The sequence below is a fragment of the Streptomyces sp. NPDC041122 genome, from assembly GCF_055592445.1.
On sequence record NZ_JBVIYQ010000006.1, the window covers coordinates 326,992 to 341,463 of the forward strand.

22 protein-coding genes are annotated in these 14,472 nt (G+C 67.2%); 20 read left to right on the top strand and 2 right to left on the bottom strand.

Annotation, left to right across the window (positions count from 1 at the left end):
- Positions 1-244 precede the first annotated feature (244 nt).
- Complete coding sequence (locus tag ACZ6B8_RS23270; protein WP_471608435.1) at positions 245-475, bottom strand: hypothetical protein; 231 nt, start codon at positions 473-475, stop codon at positions 245-247.
- Here ACZ6B8_RS23270 and ACZ6B8_RS23275 point away from each other — a divergent pair.
- The 19 genes from ACZ6B8_RS23275 (at position 474) to ACZ6B8_RS23365 (ending at position 13,569) form a co-directional block, all read left to right on the top strand.
- Entirely contained in the window at positions 474-758 is a 285-nt protein-coding gene (locus tag ACZ6B8_RS23275; RefSeq protein ID WP_471608436.1) for a phage fiber-tail adaptor protein, read from the top strand. The genes ACZ6B8_RS23270 and ACZ6B8_RS23275 overlap by 2 nt on opposite strands.
- Positions 759-772: 14 nt before the next feature.
- On the top strand, positions 773-1,246 hold the full coding sequence (locus ACZ6B8_RS23280; protein WP_471608437.1) for a hypothetical protein: 474 nt from the start codon (positions 773-775) through the stop codon (positions 1,244-1,246).
- A gap of 12 nt (positions 1,247-1,258) precedes the next feature.
- A complete protein-coding gene (locus tag ACZ6B8_RS23285; RefSeq protein ID WP_471608438.1) occupies positions 1,259-1,669 on the top strand; it encodes a hypothetical protein in 411 nt (136 codons plus the stop codon).
- Positions 1,670-1,694: 25 nt separating this feature from the next.
- On the top strand, positions 1,695-2,417 hold the full coding sequence (locus ACZ6B8_RS23290; RefSeq protein ID WP_471608439.1) for a hypothetical protein: 723 nt from the start codon (positions 1,695-1,697) through the stop codon (positions 2,415-2,417).
- Positions 2,418-2,426: 9 nt separating this feature from the next.
- Complete coding sequence (locus ACZ6B8_RS23295; RefSeq protein WP_471608440.1) at positions 2,427-2,696, top strand: hypothetical protein; 270 nt, start codon at positions 2,427-2,429, stop codon at positions 2,694-2,696.
- Positions 2,693-3,193, top strand: a complete 501-nt coding sequence (locus ACZ6B8_RS23300) for a hypothetical protein (protein WP_471608441.1) — start codon at positions 2,693-2,695, stop codon at positions 3,191-3,193. The genes ACZ6B8_RS23295 and ACZ6B8_RS23300 overlap by 4 nt, the downstream gene beginning before the upstream one ends.
- A 62-nt stretch (positions 3,194-3,255) precedes the next feature.
- Positions 3,256-4,461, top strand: coding sequence for a hypothetical protein (locus ACZ6B8_RS23305; RefSeq protein WP_471608442.1), 1,206 nt, complete (start codon positions 3,256-3,258; stop codon positions 4,459-4,461).
- Positions 4,458-4,763, top strand: coding sequence for a hypothetical protein (locus ACZ6B8_RS23310; RefSeq protein ID WP_471608443.1), 306 nt, complete (start codon positions 4,458-4,460; stop codon positions 4,761-4,763). The genes ACZ6B8_RS23305 and ACZ6B8_RS23310 overlap by 4 nt, the downstream gene beginning before the upstream one ends.
- Positions 4,760-6,340: a terminase gene (locus ACZ6B8_RS23315; protein ID WP_471608444.1), complete on the top strand. Its 1,581-nt coding sequence runs from the start codon at positions 4,760-4,762 to the stop codon at positions 6,338-6,340. Before ACZ6B8_RS23310 ends, ACZ6B8_RS23315 begins: the two co-directional genes overlap by 4 nt.
- 3 nt (positions 6,341-6,343) lie before the next feature.
- On the top strand, positions 6,344-7,789 hold the full coding sequence (locus ACZ6B8_RS23320; RefSeq protein WP_471608445.1) for a phage portal protein: 1,446 nt from the start codon (positions 6,344-6,346) through the stop codon (positions 7,787-7,789).
- A complete protein-coding gene (locus tag ACZ6B8_RS23325; protein WP_471608446.1) occupies positions 7,779-8,924 on the top strand; it encodes an HK97 family phage prohead protease in 1,146 nt (381 codons plus the stop codon). Before ACZ6B8_RS23320 ends, ACZ6B8_RS23325 begins: the two co-directional genes overlap by 11 nt.
- Positions 8,925-8,986: 62 nt before the next feature.
- Positions 8,987-10,252: a phage major capsid protein gene (locus ACZ6B8_RS23330; RefSeq protein ID WP_471608447.1), complete on the top strand. Its 1,266-nt coding sequence runs from the start codon at positions 8,987-8,989 to the stop codon at positions 10,250-10,252.
- Positions 10,253-10,318: 66 nt separating this feature from the next.
- Complete coding sequence (locus ACZ6B8_RS23335; RefSeq protein WP_471608448.1) at positions 10,319-10,735, top strand: hypothetical protein; 417 nt, start codon at positions 10,319-10,321, stop codon at positions 10,733-10,735.
- Complete coding sequence (locus tag ACZ6B8_RS23340; RefSeq protein ID WP_471608449.1) at positions 10,732-10,974, top strand: hypothetical protein; 243 nt, start codon at positions 10,732-10,734, stop codon at positions 10,972-10,974. The genes ACZ6B8_RS23335 and ACZ6B8_RS23340 overlap by 4 nt, the downstream gene beginning before the upstream one ends.
- Positions 10,975-10,986: 12 nt before the next feature.
- Positions 10,987-11,598, top strand: coding sequence for a hypothetical protein (locus ACZ6B8_RS23345; RefSeq protein WP_471608450.1), 612 nt, complete (start codon positions 10,987-10,989; stop codon positions 11,596-11,598).
- A 1-nt stretch (position 11,599) separates the two neighbouring features.
- Positions 11,600-12,037 carry a hypothetical protein gene (locus ACZ6B8_RS23350; RefSeq protein ID WP_471608451.1) on the top strand — a complete coding sequence of 146 codons (438 nt, stop codon included), beginning with the start codon at positions 11,600-11,602 and terminating at the stop codon, positions 12,035-12,037.
- A gap of 11 nt (positions 12,038-12,048) precedes the next feature.
- A complete protein-coding gene (locus tag ACZ6B8_RS23355; RefSeq protein WP_055563606.1) occupies positions 12,049-12,384 on the top strand; it encodes a hypothetical protein in 336 nt (111 codons plus the stop codon).
- A 280-nt stretch (positions 12,385-12,664) separates the two neighbouring features.
- Positions 12,665-13,081 (top strand): hypothetical protein, encoded by a 417-nt coding sequence (locus ACZ6B8_RS23360; protein ID WP_471608452.1) that lies wholly within the window; start codon positions 12,665-12,667, stop codon positions 13,079-13,081.
- Between the two features lie 17 nt (positions 13,082-13,098).
- Complete coding sequence (locus ACZ6B8_RS23365; protein ID WP_471608453.1) at positions 13,099-13,569, top strand: hypothetical protein; 471 nt, start codon at positions 13,099-13,101, stop codon at positions 13,567-13,569.
- Positions 13,570-13,662: 93 nt separating this feature from the next.
- Here ACZ6B8_RS23365 and ACZ6B8_RS23370 read toward each other — a convergent pair whose 3' ends face one another.
- Positions 13,663-14,001 carry a histone-like nucleoid-structuring protein Lsr2 gene (locus ACZ6B8_RS23370; protein ID WP_471608454.1) on the bottom strand — a complete coding sequence of 113 codons (339 nt, stop codon included), beginning with the start codon at positions 13,999-14,001 and terminating at the stop codon, positions 13,663-13,665.
- Between the two features lie 72 nt (positions 14,002-14,073).
- On the opposite strand from ACZ6B8_RS23370, the gene ACZ6B8_RS23375 reads away from it, so the two are divergent.
- Complete coding sequence (locus ACZ6B8_RS23375; protein ID WP_471608455.1) at positions 14,074-14,466, top strand: hypothetical protein; 393 nt, start codon at positions 14,074-14,076, stop codon at positions 14,464-14,466.
- Positions 14,467-14,472 lie beyond the last annotated feature (6 nt).

Genomic DNA, 14,472 nt, shown 5'->3' on the forward strand with positions numbered 1-14,472 from the left:
GATCGACGATATTGGAATAGGGGAGATCGTTGATCGCGATATGGATCAATGGGGATCGCCTTTGCGATATCAAATAGGGGGGTGGGTATTTGCTGCAAAAGATTTTCTCGGTGACCCCAAATGCCCCTGTCTCCCGGTTAACCCTCTATCGGAATCTCCGCAAACCCGCAGGTCAGAGGCGTGATCGTTTACTGTTGATCTGACGGTGTGTCAATTAGGCGAAGATCGCCAACGAAATTGCAGGTCAGGACTTGATCGATTCCTGGGGTGGCTTCACCCCCACGAAGATCGCCTTGTGCTGCAAATTTGCTTGTCCTTGATCGCGTTTCACTGGGTGACTGATCGTCAAGTGCAGCCAGTCGTAGATCAGTTCGTGATTGCGTCGTGGATCAAGTGCATAACGGGCTGCATAGATCGCATCGCGTTTATGCATCGCCATCCGCCGCCGCTGCATAGATTCCGTGGGGGTATGCATGGCTGACGTCGTCATCCCCGTCTACTTCCAGGACCCGGACGCCGTCCTGGACTGGATATGGGACTGGTCGGAGTGGCTCGCCCCAGGCGAGACGATCTCCACGTCGGGTTTCGTCGTGTCCGCCGGGCTCGACCTCGGGGCCACCTCCAGCACCCTGTCGAGTGCGACCGCGTGGCTCTCCGGCGGCACCCCTGGGACCCCGTACCTGGTCACCAATCACATCGTGACTTCCGCGGGCCGGGCCGACGACAGGTCTATGACGCTCCGGATCAAGAACCGCTGATGGCCCTATATATCGTGATCGGCCCGCCCGCCGCGGGCAAGTCGACCTGGGTCAACGAGCGCGCCGTGCCCGGCGACATCGTCATCGACTACGACCGGATCGCCAATGCTCTGACGTCGATCCATGCCACTCCGCACGGCCACAAGCGCCCGCTCGCCAGCGTCGCCTTCAGGGCCCGCGAGGGTGCGATCACCGAGGCGCTGCGCCACGTGAAGGACCACGACGTCTACGTGATCCACTCGGTGCCGAAACCGACGATCATGGACCGCTACCGCAAACACGGCGCAGAGGTCGTGACGGTCGACCCGGGCCGCGACGTCGTCGAAGCCCGCTGCCGAGCCGAGCGCCCCGAGAACTACATGGACGGTGTGAAGCGCTGGTACGGCTCTGGCCTGCGTAAACGTCCGGCGTTGCGTCCGGAGCCACCACAGACTGAAGCGCCGCAGGGCGCGTTGCCGCGGCCGGCCACCGGCTCCCGCGCATGGTGAAGGGAAACCAGGATGGCCGTCCAGCTTGCTACTGCAACCGTCAATGCGATGGCGGACGCCGTCGATGCCCTGATCAACGCTTCCGGCGCGGGGACCATCAAGGTCTACTCGGGCACCCAGCCCGCCAACGCCAATGCGTCGATCACCGGCACGCTGCTCGCCACGTTCACCCTGGACAACCCCGCCTACGGCAACGCGAGCGCGGGCGTGATCACGCTGTCCGGCACGCCGCTGTCGACGACCGGCGTCGCCGCGGGAACCGCCTCGCACTTCCGCTGCGCGAGCGGCACCCCGGGCACGGTCTTCGACGGCAGCGTCACCGCGACGGGTGGCGGCGGCCAGTTGCAGCTCAACTCGACTTCGATCTCCGTCGGCGTCACGGTGCAGATCACTTCCGGCACGTTCACGATGCCAGCCTCTTGACCTGCACTGATACGGGAGCCGTCGTATGGGCCTTGTTCAGTCGAAACAGAATTCCGGCGCCACGGGGACGCTGACCGTCACGCTGGACGGCGCGACCACAGCCGGGAACGCCCTGGTTGTGCTGGTCGCCGCATCGGGGACCAGTGTCAACCCGACGGCGATCACGATGACGCTCGGGGGTGTCGTCGACAACTTCGCGCAGGCCTCGACTTTCGGGTCGGACTCGGATGCGGGTATCGGCGTCACCTGGCTGGACCTGAACTGTGCGGGCGGCCAGACGGCGGTCGCCATCACGGCGACGGGCGGGTCGGGCACGCTCGCGCTGATGGCGACGGTCTACGAATGGCAGGGGCTGGCCGCTTCCGGAGTGCTGGACAAGACGGCGAACTCGGTCTCCGGCGGGTCCACTTCCTGGACGTCCACGGCGACCGCCGCCACGACGCAGGCCGATGAGCTGTGGGTCGGTGCGGTGTTCACGACGGACTCCAGTGCCGGAACGATCACGGGTCCTGGCGCGCCGTGGACGAACCTGCCGCAGGTCAGCCAGGCACAGGGGTCCTTCGCCGACCGGTGGATGTCGGGCTATCAGCAGGTCGCCGCCACCGGCGCCGCTGCCTACGCGGGGACGGTCACGCCATCGAGCCAGTGGATCGCCAAGGTCGTCACGCTCAAGTTGGCTGCTGCCCCCTCGCTTCCGCCCCGCAAGACCCAGACCGGCACGGCGGTGCGCCGTGCCTCTACGTGGTGAGGGGACGTCATGGCCGCTCTTGAGCCCAACAGGTATCCGCTGATGTGGATGAATGGCGAGTCGGACCGCGTGGCGCTGTACGCCCTGCGGGACATCACTGCCTCCGACACGGTGGACGTCGTCCAGCAGTTCACCGTCATCAAGCGGGCGGTGCTGATGGGCACCACGGTGGCGGCGGCGGTCGGCGCCAGCATTTCGGGCACGACGGTTACGGTGCCCGCCGGCGCGAACAGGGACGGCGCGTATCTGCTGGTCTACGGCGTGGCCGGTGTCGCATGACGCTGTACGTCGCCTACAACTGCGCGATCGACGCGACGACGGGTGTCATGGCGGGCACCAGCTACACGACCGGCGCGAAGTGCGCGGTACAGCTGGCCACACCGTCCACGATCAGTGTCCGCGTCGTGGAGTGGGGCGTGTCCTTCAGCGGCACTGCGGCGGGGTCGCCTGCCGTGGTCACGCTGGCGCAGGCCAGCGCCGCGACCACCTCGCTCACCGCGCACAGCACGTCCACGGTCATGCCGGTCGGCGACAACGCGAAGGCGTCCAGCCTGACTATGGGCACCGGGTCCACCGGCTACGGCGCCGCGACCATCATCACGAACACGACCGAGCGGCAGGTCGCGGGCGCCCTGGTGGCGCCGACGACGCAGTACGAGAAGCAGTGGCCGCTGGGCCGCGAGCCGGTGATCCTGCCGTCGAAATACCTGCAACTGCGCATCAACACCGCCGCGACGCTGACGGCCATTGCGTACGTCGTCTTCGAGGAGTGCTGACCGAGGCGGTGTGATCCATGGCCCGTCTCGGTCGCGGACATCCCGCAGGCGCGTACGTCACCGTGGTCCGCCAGGGCGACGCTGCTGTCCCTTCGACGGGTCCGCTCGATGTCACTGCCCCGTCGGCCACGGCCGACATCGCCGCGGCGCTCACGGTGGCGGGCACCGTGGTGGTGTCGGCTCCGTCCGTGGCGGTGGCGGCGTCCGGCGCGCTGACGGTTTCGGGTGCGGCCGATGCCGGGGCACCTTCCGCGGTGGCCGCCGCATCGGCGGCTGTCGTAGCTGCCGGCTCTCTGGCGAGTGCCGCCCCTGCGGCGCTGATGGCCCTGTCCGGCGATGTGGCCGTCGTGGGCGCGCTGGGTCCTCTCGCGCCGTCCGCCGCGGTAGGCATGGCCGGCTCGCTGACGGTGGCCGGCGCGGCTGACGTCCTGGCTGCCGCGCCCGCTGTCCTGCTGGCGGGTGAACTGCCCTACGCGATGCGCGTGGTTGCCCCGACGCCCGACGTTTTCATGGTGGGCGGTCCCACCGACCTGGTGGATGTGAGCGCCCCGCAGCCTCTGGCCGACATGTCCGGCGAGGTGACCGCGGCAGGCGGCGTGGACACCGCCGTATCTGCTCCCACGTCCGCCATGACGGGCTCCGTCACGGTGTCGGGGACAGCCGACGCTGTCGCGCCCCCGGCCGCGGCGACCGTCACCGCCACGCTCACCGTGGCGGGTACGTCGGGCGTCGTCGCCCCTGTTCCGTTTCCGGACCTGGTAGCTGCCACATCCATCCCGGGCGCGCTGGGGGCGACGGCGCCCGCACCCACCGCTACGGCGCTCGCCACGGTGACGGTCGGCGCCGCTCTGGCGGTGACCGCGCCATCCGCCGCATCTGCCCTCGCCGGCGCTGTGCGGGCGAGTGGGCCGCTGGCCGCCACCGCGCCGTCGGTGAGCGTGTCGGCCGCCGGACTGGTGGCCTCGCCGGGCGCGATGGTGGCGACGGCGCCGTCCGTGACGGCCGCGCTGGCCGGCTCGGTACTCATTCCCGGCACGCTCGCGGTGCTCGCGCCGCTGCCCGTCGCTCTCACGTTTGTCGAGACCGCAGTCACCGGCCCCCGTGTCATAACGGTGGCCCCGGAGCCCCGCACCCTGCACGTGCCCCTGGAACGGCGCACCGTCCAGGTGGCGGCAGAGCCCCGCACACTGACCCCCGCCCCCGAGGTCCGCACGATCTTGATCGAGCCGGTGCCGCGAACTCTGGAAGTGGCGGGTGACTTCGGGTGAGCGACTTCCGCGAGGCCATCTCCAAGGGCGACAAGCGCGCGCAGCTCGAAGCGATACGCGACCGGCTTGCCGCGGAGATCAGCGGTGAGTCGGAGTGCTGCGACTGCGGCAAGGTGCGCCGGTCATCCGGCGCCGAGACGGCGGCCCTGGCGCTGCGGCTGGTCAAAGTCCTCGAAGCGCTCGAAGGCATCCCCGACAGCGCGACGGTGTCCCGGGTCGATGAGCTGATGGCGCGCCGCACCGGTGGCACACCGGCGGCGGCGCGGCGTCAGGGCGGCAGGCGCAGGGGCAGCGGGGGATGAGCGGCCTCGTCATACCGGGGCGCGGCGACCAGGCCCCCCGGATCCTCAGTGCGCCGCCGCGCGTGACCACTGCGGGCGCCGATGTCGCGGAGCTTGCGGAGATCGCCGGGCTCACCCTGGACCCCTGGCAGCGCCGTGTGCTGGACGAATCGCTCGGTCAGCGGGCCGACGGGACGTGGTCCGCGTTCGAGGTGGGGCTGATCGTCGGCCGACAGAACGGCAAGGGCGTCGTCCTCGAAGCCCGCGAGCTGGCCAGTCTGTACCTGCTGGACGAAGAGCTGTGCATCCACAGCGCGCACCTCTTCGACACGAGCCTCGAAGCGTTCAAGCGGATCCTCGGACTCATCGAGAACACTCCTGATCTCGACCGCATGGTGAAGCGCGTATCGCGCTCCCACGGCGAAGAGGGCATCGAGGTCTTCCGTGACGGCGCCCTGCGCCGCCTCCGGTTCAGGAGCCGCACGGCCGGCGGCGGGCGCGGGTTCTCCTGCGACTGCCTTGTGCTGGACGAAGCCATGATCCTCACGGACCGGGCGGTCGGCGCGATCCTGCCGACGCTGTCCGCCGTCCCGGACCCGCAAGTCTGGTACACGGGGTCGTCCGGCACCAAGGAGTCGACCGCGCTCGGTCGCGTCCGTACCCGCGGCATCGCGGGCTCCGACCCTCGCTTGTGCTACTTGGAATGGTCCATAGACCCCTGCTCACAGTTCTGTCCTCCCACGTGCGAGGACCACGACGCGCAGGGCTTCAGGGCTGACCCCCGCTGGCCGCAGGAAGAGTACGACCGGCAGCTGTCCCGCCTGTACGCGAGCTACCCCAAGGCCAATCCGGGCTTCGGGATCCGCATCGGTGGCATCAGGTCTCCAGAGCGCTCCATCGAGCACATCGAGGCAGAGCGCCGCAGCATGTCCGCTGAGGAGTTCGGGCGCGAGCGTCTCGGCGTCGGGGACTGGCCGGTCGAGGGCGAGTCGTGGCGCGTCATCGGCGAGGCGTACTGGAAGGCGTGCGTCGACCCGGCGAGCGAGCCCGTCGGAGATCTGTCCTTCGGGGTCGATCTGTCGCCGGACCGCAAGAGCGGGTGCATCGTCGTCGCCGGGATGAACCCCGACGGGCTCACCCACGTAGAGATCACGACGCCGGATGAAGCGACGCTCGATCACCGCCCCGGTGACCGGTGGATCGTGCCGCGCATCGCCGATCTGGTGGCCCGCTGGAAGCCGAAGGCTGTCGTCATCAACCGTGCCGGCCAGGCGGGCGCGCTGATACCGGCGCTCGAAGCGAAGGGCATCGAGGTCATCCACCCGACGGCCCGCGAATTCGCGCAGGCCTGCGGTAGTTTCGGCAGCGCCGTCGTCCCGATGCGCGGCAATCACCCCACTCTCGTGCACCTCGACCAGGTGCCGCTGTCCTCTGCGGTGGCGGGCGCCGACAAACGCGTCGTGGCTGATCTGTGGGCCTGGGACCAGCGGGGGGCGGCCATCGACATCTCACCTCTCCAGGCCGCGACGCTCGCGGTCTGGGGTCTGCAGCAGAGCGCCAGGAAGCCACCCGTCGAAGCAGGTTGCGCATGGGGGTGACGGATGGCCTGGTGGAAGAAGCTCATCCCCTGGGGACGTAACAGGAAGTCCTTCAGCCAGCCCGACTTCTGGTCGATGGACGCGGCCCCGTTCTTCATGGGCAGCACCGCCGACAAGGAGCGGATCGAGACTGACTTCGAGGGCTACGTCGAAGGTGCCTTCAAGCGCAACGGGCCGATCTTCAGTTGCGTCATGGCGCGGCAGATGGTTTTCAGCGAAGCCCGGTTCCAGTTCCGGCAGTTCAAGAACGGGCGTCCGCAGGATCTGTTCGGGTCCGGCGAGCTGGCGCTGCTCGAACGCCCCTGGGAGTCCGGCACGACCGGCGAGCTGCTCGCGCGCATGGAGCAGGACGCTTCACTCGCGGGCAACTCGTACTGGACGAAGTGCGACGACCAGGGGCGCTTCGGCAGCTCTGCGAGCGGCCCCGGGCTCAGGCTGGCGCGACTGCGCCCGGACTGGGTGTCGATGGTCATCGGCTCTCACAGCGGCGATCTGTACGCGGCGGACGCGCGGGTCATCGGGTTCCTCTACGAGCCGCGGCAGTTCGGTGTCATGGCATCGGGGGCGCCGAATACGTCCGGCGGCTCAGTGCTGCTGCTGCCGCACGAGGTCGCCCACTACAGCCCGATCCCCGACCCGGCGGCGCGCTTCCGCGGCATGTCCTGGATCACTCCGGTGATCAGGGAGATCGAGGCGGACACTGCGGCGACCGTCCACAAGAAGACGTTCTTCGAGCATGCGGCCGTGCCGAACATGGTGGTGCGCTTCGACAAGGATGTGCAGAAGGAGCAGTTCGACTCCTTCGTCAAAGCCTTCAAGGCAGGGCACCAGGGTGCTTTCAACGCGTACAAGACGCTCTTCCTCCAGGGCGGCGCCGACGTCACTCCGCTGACCCATGACTTCCGGCAGCTGGACTTCACATCGACCGTCGGCAAGGGCGAGGCGCGCATTGCGAGCGCGGCCGGGGTGCCTCCGTCGTGGGTCGGCTTCTCCGAGGGCCTGTCGGGGTCAGCGCTGAACACGAACAACTTCGCTGCTTCGAGGCGCCGGTTCGCGGATGGCACGATGCGCCCGCTGTGGCGGATGGCTGCCTCCAGCCTCGAAAACCTCGTGTCGCCGCCGGGTGGCGCAAGCCTCTGGTACGACGACCGGGACATCGCCTTTCTGCGCGAGGATTCGCGGGACCGGGCGGACATCCTGCGTGTCCAGGCGAACACCATCGATTCGCTTATCAAGGCGGGCTTCGAGCCGGACGCGGCGGTAAGGGCAATTCTTGCCGAGGACGTCTCCCAGCTGGTCGGCCAGCACACGGGTCTGGTGTCCGTGCAGATGCAGCCGCCCGCGAGTCTCGAACCTCCGGCACTCGAAGGGCCGCCTGCACCCCCTGAATTGCCACCCGCACCGACCGACCAATCCGGCACGCCGGGAGGCGACAGCAATGGAACGTAAGAGCCTGCCCGGCGGCCTGGAAATCAAGGACGAGGCCAAGGGAATCGTCACCGCCGTATTTTCCACCATGAACGTCCGCGATCACGACGGGGATTTCACCCGCGAGGGGGCCTTCACCGACGGCGCGAAGGTCGCCATCAGTGCTTACGGGCACAAGAGCTGGGACGGCGCCCTGCCGGTCGGCAAGGGTGTCGTCCGCGTCAAGGGCAAGAAGGCCGTGCTGGAAGGCACCTTCTTCATGAACACGGCTCACGGCCGCGACACCTTCGAGACCGTGAAGGCTCTGGCGGAGGACGGGCTGGGGGAGTGGAGCTACGGCTTCGACATCAATGAGTACAGCTTCGGTGAGGAGAAGGACCGCCCGGTCCGCTACCTCGACAGCGTGACCGTGCACGAGGTGTCACCGGTCCTGCTGGGCGCCGGGGTCAACACCCGCACGCTGTCGGTGAAGAACCGCCAGGTCGAGGACACGGACGACGTCCCGGAGACGAAGGCGGGCACCGCGGTCCGCGGTCCGATTCCCGCGCGGGAGACGGCGACGCTCACGCGCCCCTGGGACGGTGCGAAAACGATCGGTGACCTTCCCGGGGACGCTCGCCCTTCGCAGCTCCGCAGCGTGTATGCGTGGGTCGACCCGGACGGCGACCCGGAGCTGAAGGGCTCCTACCGCTTCGCCCACCACCACGGCATCGACGGGCCGGCCAACCTGCGCGCGTGTCTCCAGGGCATCGCGCAACTGAACGGCGCAGGGCCCGACTCGGGTATTCCCGAGAAGGACCGCGAGGCCGTGCACAAGCATCTGTCGGCACATCTGCTCGATGCCGACAGGGAACCGCCGCAGCTGCGTACAGCCGACGGCGAAAAGGGCAGGCGCTTCGCTGATCAGGCCATCGAGGTGATGGCCCACCTGTCGGGGCTGATCGACCGCGCGACGGACGTCATGGCTCTCCGTGCGCAAAAGGGAAAGGGAATGTCCGCGGGTTCCGCCGATCTCCTGTCATGGATCAGGGACGACGTGAAGCGGCTCGACACTCTCCTTTCGATTCCGGTGGACGAGGGCGCGCCGCCTGAGCCGACCAGCGAGGAAATCGCAGCGCTGGTCATGGCCTCGGTCGCCCGCATCAACGGCATCTGAACCACGTTCCTTCTGAAGGCCCCCATAGCGGGGGCTTTTTTCATGCCCAAAAACGGAGAGCCATGTACAACGACTCTGGCCGGGTGGTCGAATTCCCGGCGCTGAAGACCGCTCAGGAGAAGCTGGACGCCAAGCGCAAGTCGCTGGCCGATCTGCTGGCCGAAGCGGGCCCCGACTACGACATGTCGAAGGTCAAGTCGATCGACGGTGACACGCACGCCAAGGTCGCCGAGATCGGCAAGATGAACAACGAGATCGACGAGTGCAAGAAGCAGGTCGACGACTACCTCGTGGTGGCTCGCGCCGCCGCGCAGTCGAAGCAGGAGGAGAAGGCCACCGAGTCCGGCGACGGCGTCAGGGAGCGTGACCCGGAGCGCAAGGACTCCCGCGGGCGTGTCGACATGGGCGAGCTGTTCGTCAAGTCGCAGGCGTTCAAGGGCTACAACGTCGGCTCCCAGTCCGGCCCGTCGGCCAACCTGGACATCAGCCTGAAGACGCTGTTCCAGACCTCTGCGGGCTGGGACTCCGAGGACGTCCGTACCGGACGTCTGGAGTACATGCCGACCCGGCCGGCGCCGCACGTCACGACCTTCATCCCGCAGACGACGACCGGCATGTCCGCCGTGGTCTACATGGAAGAGACGACGTTCACGAACAACGCCGCCGAGGTCGCTGAGGCGGGGACCTATCCGGAAGCCGTGCTGGCGCTCACCGAGCGGTCCTCCGCGGTCCGCAAGGTCGCCGTCTTCCTGCCGGTCACGGACGAGCAGTTCGAGGACGAGGCGCGCGCGCAGGGCTACGTGAACAACCGTCTGCCCTTCATGATCCAGCAGCGGCTCGACTCGCAGATCCTCAAGGGCGACGGCATCGCTCCCAACCTGCTGGGCATCGAGAACGTCTCCGGGATCCAGACGCAGGCGCTCGGCTCCGACAACACTCCCGACGCGATCTACAAGGCGGCTCGGAAGATACGTGACGACGGCTTCGCGGAGCCGTCCGCCGTCTTCATCGCCCCGTCGAAGTGGGAAGCCGTGCGGCTGCTGAAGACCGCTGACGGCGTGTACGTGTGGGGGCATCCCTCGATGCCCGGCCCGTACACCTGCTGGGGAATCCCGGTCATCGAGACCACGGCGGTCACGGCCACGAAGGCAGTGCTCGGAGACCTCCAGAACTTCACGGAGCTGGCGGTCCGCCGCGGTCTGGACGTCCAGGTCAGCAACAGCCACAGCACCTTCTTCGCTGAGGGCAAGCTCGCGATCCGCGCCGACGTGCGCGCCGCGTTCGTCGTGTACCGCCCGAAGGCCATGGCCACGGTGACAGGCCTGTAAGCGATCAGGGGCCGGATCCCGCCCGGCCCCTTTCGCCTGCCCTGTTGCTGCGAAAGGAGATTGACCATGGCTGTTCAGTCAGGAGCGGGCTCGGGTAAGGCCGGGCTCTCCTATCAGGTGGCCCGCGTGAAGGTGGCGCGGTTCTTCTACGACTTCGCCGTCGAAGGCGGGGCTGTCGGCGCGATCCCGCTGCGCGGTGAGACGGTTCCGTCCGGCTCGCTGGTACTGGCGACGCATGTCGACGTCACCACGGTCACGACGTCGGGCGGCGCCGCCACGGTGTCGCTGGATCTGGAGGCGGCGGCGGACATCCGCGCGGCGGCCACGCTGTCCACGGCGCCCGCGCTGTCGACGGCGACGCCGAAGGAGGCGCTCAGCGCCATCCGCACGACCGCGGCCCGTTCCGTGGTGGCGACGGTGGCCACCGCGGCACTGACCGCGGGGAAGTTCTCGGTGCTCGTCACGTACGTGGAGCTGGCGTGAGCGGCGACTGGGTGACGATCAGGCAGCACTGGTGTTTCACCGAGGAACGCGACCGCGTGGTGCCGGAGACGGACCCGGCGGCGCGCTGGCTGCACTGGAAGCCCGGTGACCTGGTCCGGCGTGACGAGGCTGTGCGCCTGGGGGCGGTCGAGCCAGAGCCGGCTGCCGCTCCCGAGGTCAAGAAGGCAGAGCCTGCGGCGAACAAGCAGCGCACGCCCACGCAGAACAAGCGGCGGTGAGGGGGCTCTCCCATGGCCCTTGGCGACTCGTACGCCACGCTCGCGGAGCTGAAGGCGCGGCTCTCGAACCTCGATGGCCAGGATCTGTATGACGAGGTCCTCGAAGATGCTCTCGACTCCGTGAGCCGCGAGATCGAGTTGCATTGCGGGCGCCAGTTCAACCGGGCTGATACGGCGACGGCCCGGACGTACGGGCCCGACGAAGTCTTCACGCTGCGCGAGGGCACGATGCTCGCGCACTGGGCGGAGGTCGATGACTTCTACGACACGGCCGGCCTGGTCATCGAGTCGGGCGGCACCGTGTGGACGGCCGATGACTTCGTCCTGCATCCCCGCAACGGCGTGGTAGACGGGCAGCCGGGCTGGCCGCACTACGAGGTCTACGCCGCCGGTTCTCTTTCATTCACCGGAGGTCTGAGCGTCACGGCGAAGTGGGGTTGGTCCACCGTCCCTGCGCCGGTGAAGCAAGCCTGCCTGATCATGGCCGCCGAAACTTTCCAGATCAAGGACGCGCCTTTTGGTGTGGCCGGGATGGATCAATTCGGCGCCATCCGAGTACGCGACAACCGCATGGCTGCCGCGAAGCTCTCCCGTTATTGCCGCGACCCTATCCGAGTGAGGTGACATGGCGTCCCTCACAGAGATCAGGGCTGCGCTGAAGACCACCATTAAATCGGCTGCTCCGGAACTCAATGTATATTCCGAAGTGGCCGACGTCGCGCAGGTACCTGCCGTTGTCATTCTGCCTGCACCCCGTCCGGACGGTTTCGCCTGTGACTTCAACGGTGCTATGGGCCGGGGCATGGACGTCTGGACGCTGGACCTTTACGTCCTCGTTCCCCGGACCGACGGGGCTCTCTCTCAGAAGAGCCTGGACCGTTTCGTCACGGGCAGCGGGCCGAAGAGCGTACGGCAAATCGTTTTCAGCGCGCCGGATCTCGGACTGGACGACGGGACGGACGCCCATGCGGAGGGAATCCGCGAGTACGGCGGCAGCTTCATGACGGCCGGTATTCAGCATGTGGGCGCTGTCGTGCGGCTCACGGTGCGCACTCCCAATTAAGCGAGGCAGCAATGTCCCTCAGGACAACTCAAGTCATTGTGCCTGCGGGCACGGCTCCTACATTCACGGCCGCTACCGCTTCCGATACGTGCGAGATCGGTGACCGTGTCTGGGTCGAATACCGCAGCACTCATTCTGCTACCACCACGGTCACCGTTCTCGGCAAGGGCGTTCTCGACAACGGCGACACCGTGCCGAACAAGGTCTACACCTTGGGCATCGGCAACGTGACCATGTCAGAGCTGCGCATTCCGCTCTACCGGTCGTATCAGGATTCCGTCACCGGCCTGGCCACCGTCACGACGTCCCAGCAGACGGCCGTGACGATGGCTGTAGTGAGGCGATGAGCGATGGCCAGGGCGGATAGCCGCCCGATACCCGAACCGCTCCCCGTACAGGACCGCCCGGCAGATCAGCCGCGGCGGTCTTTGCGTGTCCGGAGGCAGGAGCCGACGGAGCGGAATTACGAGGTAGTCGGGCCGAAAACAGTAGGCGGCAGGAAGAAGGGCGAGCGGGTGACGCTCGCCCTCACTGATGCCCAGGAACGGGCGCTTATCGAAGCCGGGCACGTCAGGCCCGCGCCGGAAATGGACCGGCCATCGGTGGCCGACAAGGAAGAGGCTAGCGATGGCTAAGCTCGTACTGCGCGACTGCTCGATAGTCGTCAACTCGGTGGATCTGTCCGACCATGTGTCATCTGTCGAGATCACGCTGGTCAAGGACGAAATCGAGACGACGAATTTCTCTGGCCAGGGCCGCGAACGCGTTGCGGGCCTGAAGGACGATGCGATCACTGTCAATTTTCAGCAGGACTTCGCTGCTGGCGAAGTGAACGCCACGCTCTATCCGCTGTGGAACAATGAAACGGAGTTCACTGTCGTCATCAAGCCGACGGGGTCGGCAGTGTCGGTATCGAATCCTTCGTACACGGCTACGTGCATTCTCCTGGAGTACCAGCCGCTTTCCGGTGACGTCGGCGACCTCTCCGAGACGGAGGTCACTTTCCCGACGCAGCGCACCGGTATCACCATGGCGACCAGCTGATGGCGGCCCGTGCGGGCGTGAATATCGACCTGGGCGACGAGTTCCGGCGTACGGCGACCGCTCTGCGAGCGGTGGACGGTGCGCTGCCTGCCAAGCTCCGAAAGGACATCGAGAAGGCTGTACGCCCTGCGGTGGCGGATGCCAAGGCGCGCGTACGGAGTCTTCCTGTCACCGGCTCCGAACACACCGGGCTGCGCCGCCGAGTGGCGCGGGGTGTCAGCATTCAGGCGCGTACCAGCAGGAGCCCGATGCTGCGGGTGACCACGTCGATGGCGGAGCGGGACGAGCAGCGCCTTCCGCTGTACCTGGACGAGGCAGCCGGCTGGAGGCACCCCGTATTCGGCAACCGGCATGTATGGGTGCACCAGAGCACGGGCGGCAGCTGGTTCCGCGATGTCCTGGCGGACCACCGTCCGGAGATCGCCGACAACCTGCGTCAGGTGCTGGACGACGCAGCCGAGACGATCGCCGCTGCTTCTCGCGGCTGATCGGTGCGGTCCGGCCGGGGTTCGCGGGTACCCCGGCCGGACCTGCGCACGACGAAGCCCCCGGCATCGGACCGGGGGCTCTGCTCCGTCTGGTCAGTGCGACTTGTCGAATGCCTCGCGAATGGAGGCGGGCACACGGCCGCGGTCGTTGACTTCGAACCCGTTCTCCCTCGCCCAGCCGCGTACTGCTTCAGCGCTGGGTCCGCCCGCTGTCGTCTTGCGCTGCTTGCTCTTGCCTGCGGTGCCCCGCACCCGGCGGGCGCCGTCGGCGCTGAAGTAGGGCGAGAGCTTTTCGAGAAGCTCTTCGTAATTCTCCGGTGTCAGGTCGATCTCTACGCCTGCGCCGTTTACAAGAATTGTGTGCGTGCCGATCTCTTCCGACGCTTCGCCGGTGAGGTCGTCGGTATAGGTAGTCACAACTTTCTGGGCCATGGCCGGATGCTACCCCATCTTCTAGCCCATCCAACCCTGAGTTTTCAAAACCCGTGATCGAAAGGTAATGCAATGCTGCTTTCCCGCGAACAGATCTTGAAGGCCGATGACCTCAAGACCGAGGACGTGCCCGTTCCCGAGTGGGGCGGCGATGTACGGATCAAGACCCTGAAGGGCAAGGAGCGGGATGCCTTCGAGCAGTCGATGGTGGAGACGAAGGGCGGCAAGCAGCGGCAGAACCTCAAGAACTTCAGGGCGAGGCTCATCGCGAAGTGCATCGTCAACGAGAACGGCGAGCTGATGTTCAGCCCTCCGGACATCGAGCCGCTGGGGGAGAAGAGCGCCGCTGCGCTGTCCCGGGTGTTCGATGCCTGCCAGAAGCTGAACGGCTTCTCGGAGAGTGATGTCGAGGAGCTGACCGAGGGTTTCGACGACGCCCCGAGCGAGGACTCTACTTCCGGCTAGCCAAGG

Coding starts and splice junctions, on each gene's coding strand:
- ACZ6B8_RS23355 (WP_055563606.1), top strand. CDS start 12,049: ATGTCCCTCAGGACAACTCAAGTCATTGTGCCTGCGGGCACGGCTCCT.
- ACZ6B8_RS23350 (WP_471608451.1), top strand. CDS start 11,600: ATGGCGTCCCTCACAGAGATCAGGGCTGCGCTGAAGACCACCATTAAA.
- ACZ6B8_RS23360 (WP_471608452.1), top strand. CDS start 12,665: ATGGCTAAGCTCGTACTGCGCGACTGCTCGATAGTCGTCAACTCGGTG.
- ACZ6B8_RS23330 (WP_471608447.1), top strand. CDS start 8,987: ATGTACAACGACTCTGGCCGGGTGGTCGAATTCCCGGCGCTGAAGACC.
- ACZ6B8_RS23345 (WP_471608450.1), top strand. CDS start 10,987: ATGGCCCTTGGCGACTCGTACGCCACGCTCGCGGAGCTGAAGGCGCGG.
- ACZ6B8_RS23300 (WP_471608441.1), top strand. CDS start 2,693: ATGACGCTGTACGTCGCCTACAACTGCGCGATCGACGCGACGACGGGT.
- ACZ6B8_RS23275 (WP_471608436.1), top strand. CDS start 474: ATGGCTGACGTCGTCATCCCCGTCTACTTCCAGGACCCGGACGCCGTC.
- ACZ6B8_RS23335 (WP_471608448.1), top strand. CDS start 10,319: ATGGCTGTTCAGTCAGGAGCGGGCTCGGGTAAGGCCGGGCTCTCCTAT.
- ACZ6B8_RS23315 (WP_471608444.1), top strand. CDS start 4,760: ATGAGCGGCCTCGTCATACCGGGGCGCGGCGACCAGGCCCCCCGGATC.
- ACZ6B8_RS23375 (WP_471608455.1), top strand. CDS start 14,074: ATGCTGCTTTCCCGCGAACAGATCTTGAAGGCCGATGACCTCAAGACC.
- ACZ6B8_RS23270 (WP_471608435.1), bottom strand. CDS start 475: ATGCATACCCCCACGGAATCTATGCAGCGGCGGCGGATGGCGATGCAT.
- ACZ6B8_RS23325 (WP_471608446.1), top strand. CDS start 7,779: ATGGAACGTAAGAGCCTGCCCGGCGGCCTGGAAATCAAGGACGAGGCC.
- ACZ6B8_RS23285 (WP_471608438.1), top strand. CDS start 1,259: ATGGCCGTCCAGCTTGCTACTGCAACCGTCAATGCGATGGCGGACGCC.
- ACZ6B8_RS23295 (WP_471608440.1), top strand. CDS start 2,427: ATGGCCGCTCTTGAGCCCAACAGGTATCCGCTGATGTGGATGAATGGC.
- ACZ6B8_RS23290 (WP_471608439.1), top strand. CDS start 1,695: ATGGGCCTTGTTCAGTCGAAACAGAATTCCGGCGCCACGGGGACGCTG.
- ACZ6B8_RS23370 (WP_471608454.1), bottom strand. CDS start 14,001: ATGGCCCAGAAAGTTGTGACTACCTATACCGACGACCTCACCGGCGAA.
- ACZ6B8_RS23320 (WP_471608445.1), top strand. CDS start 6,344: ATGGCCTGGTGGAAGAAGCTCATCCCCTGGGGACGTAACAGGAAGTCC.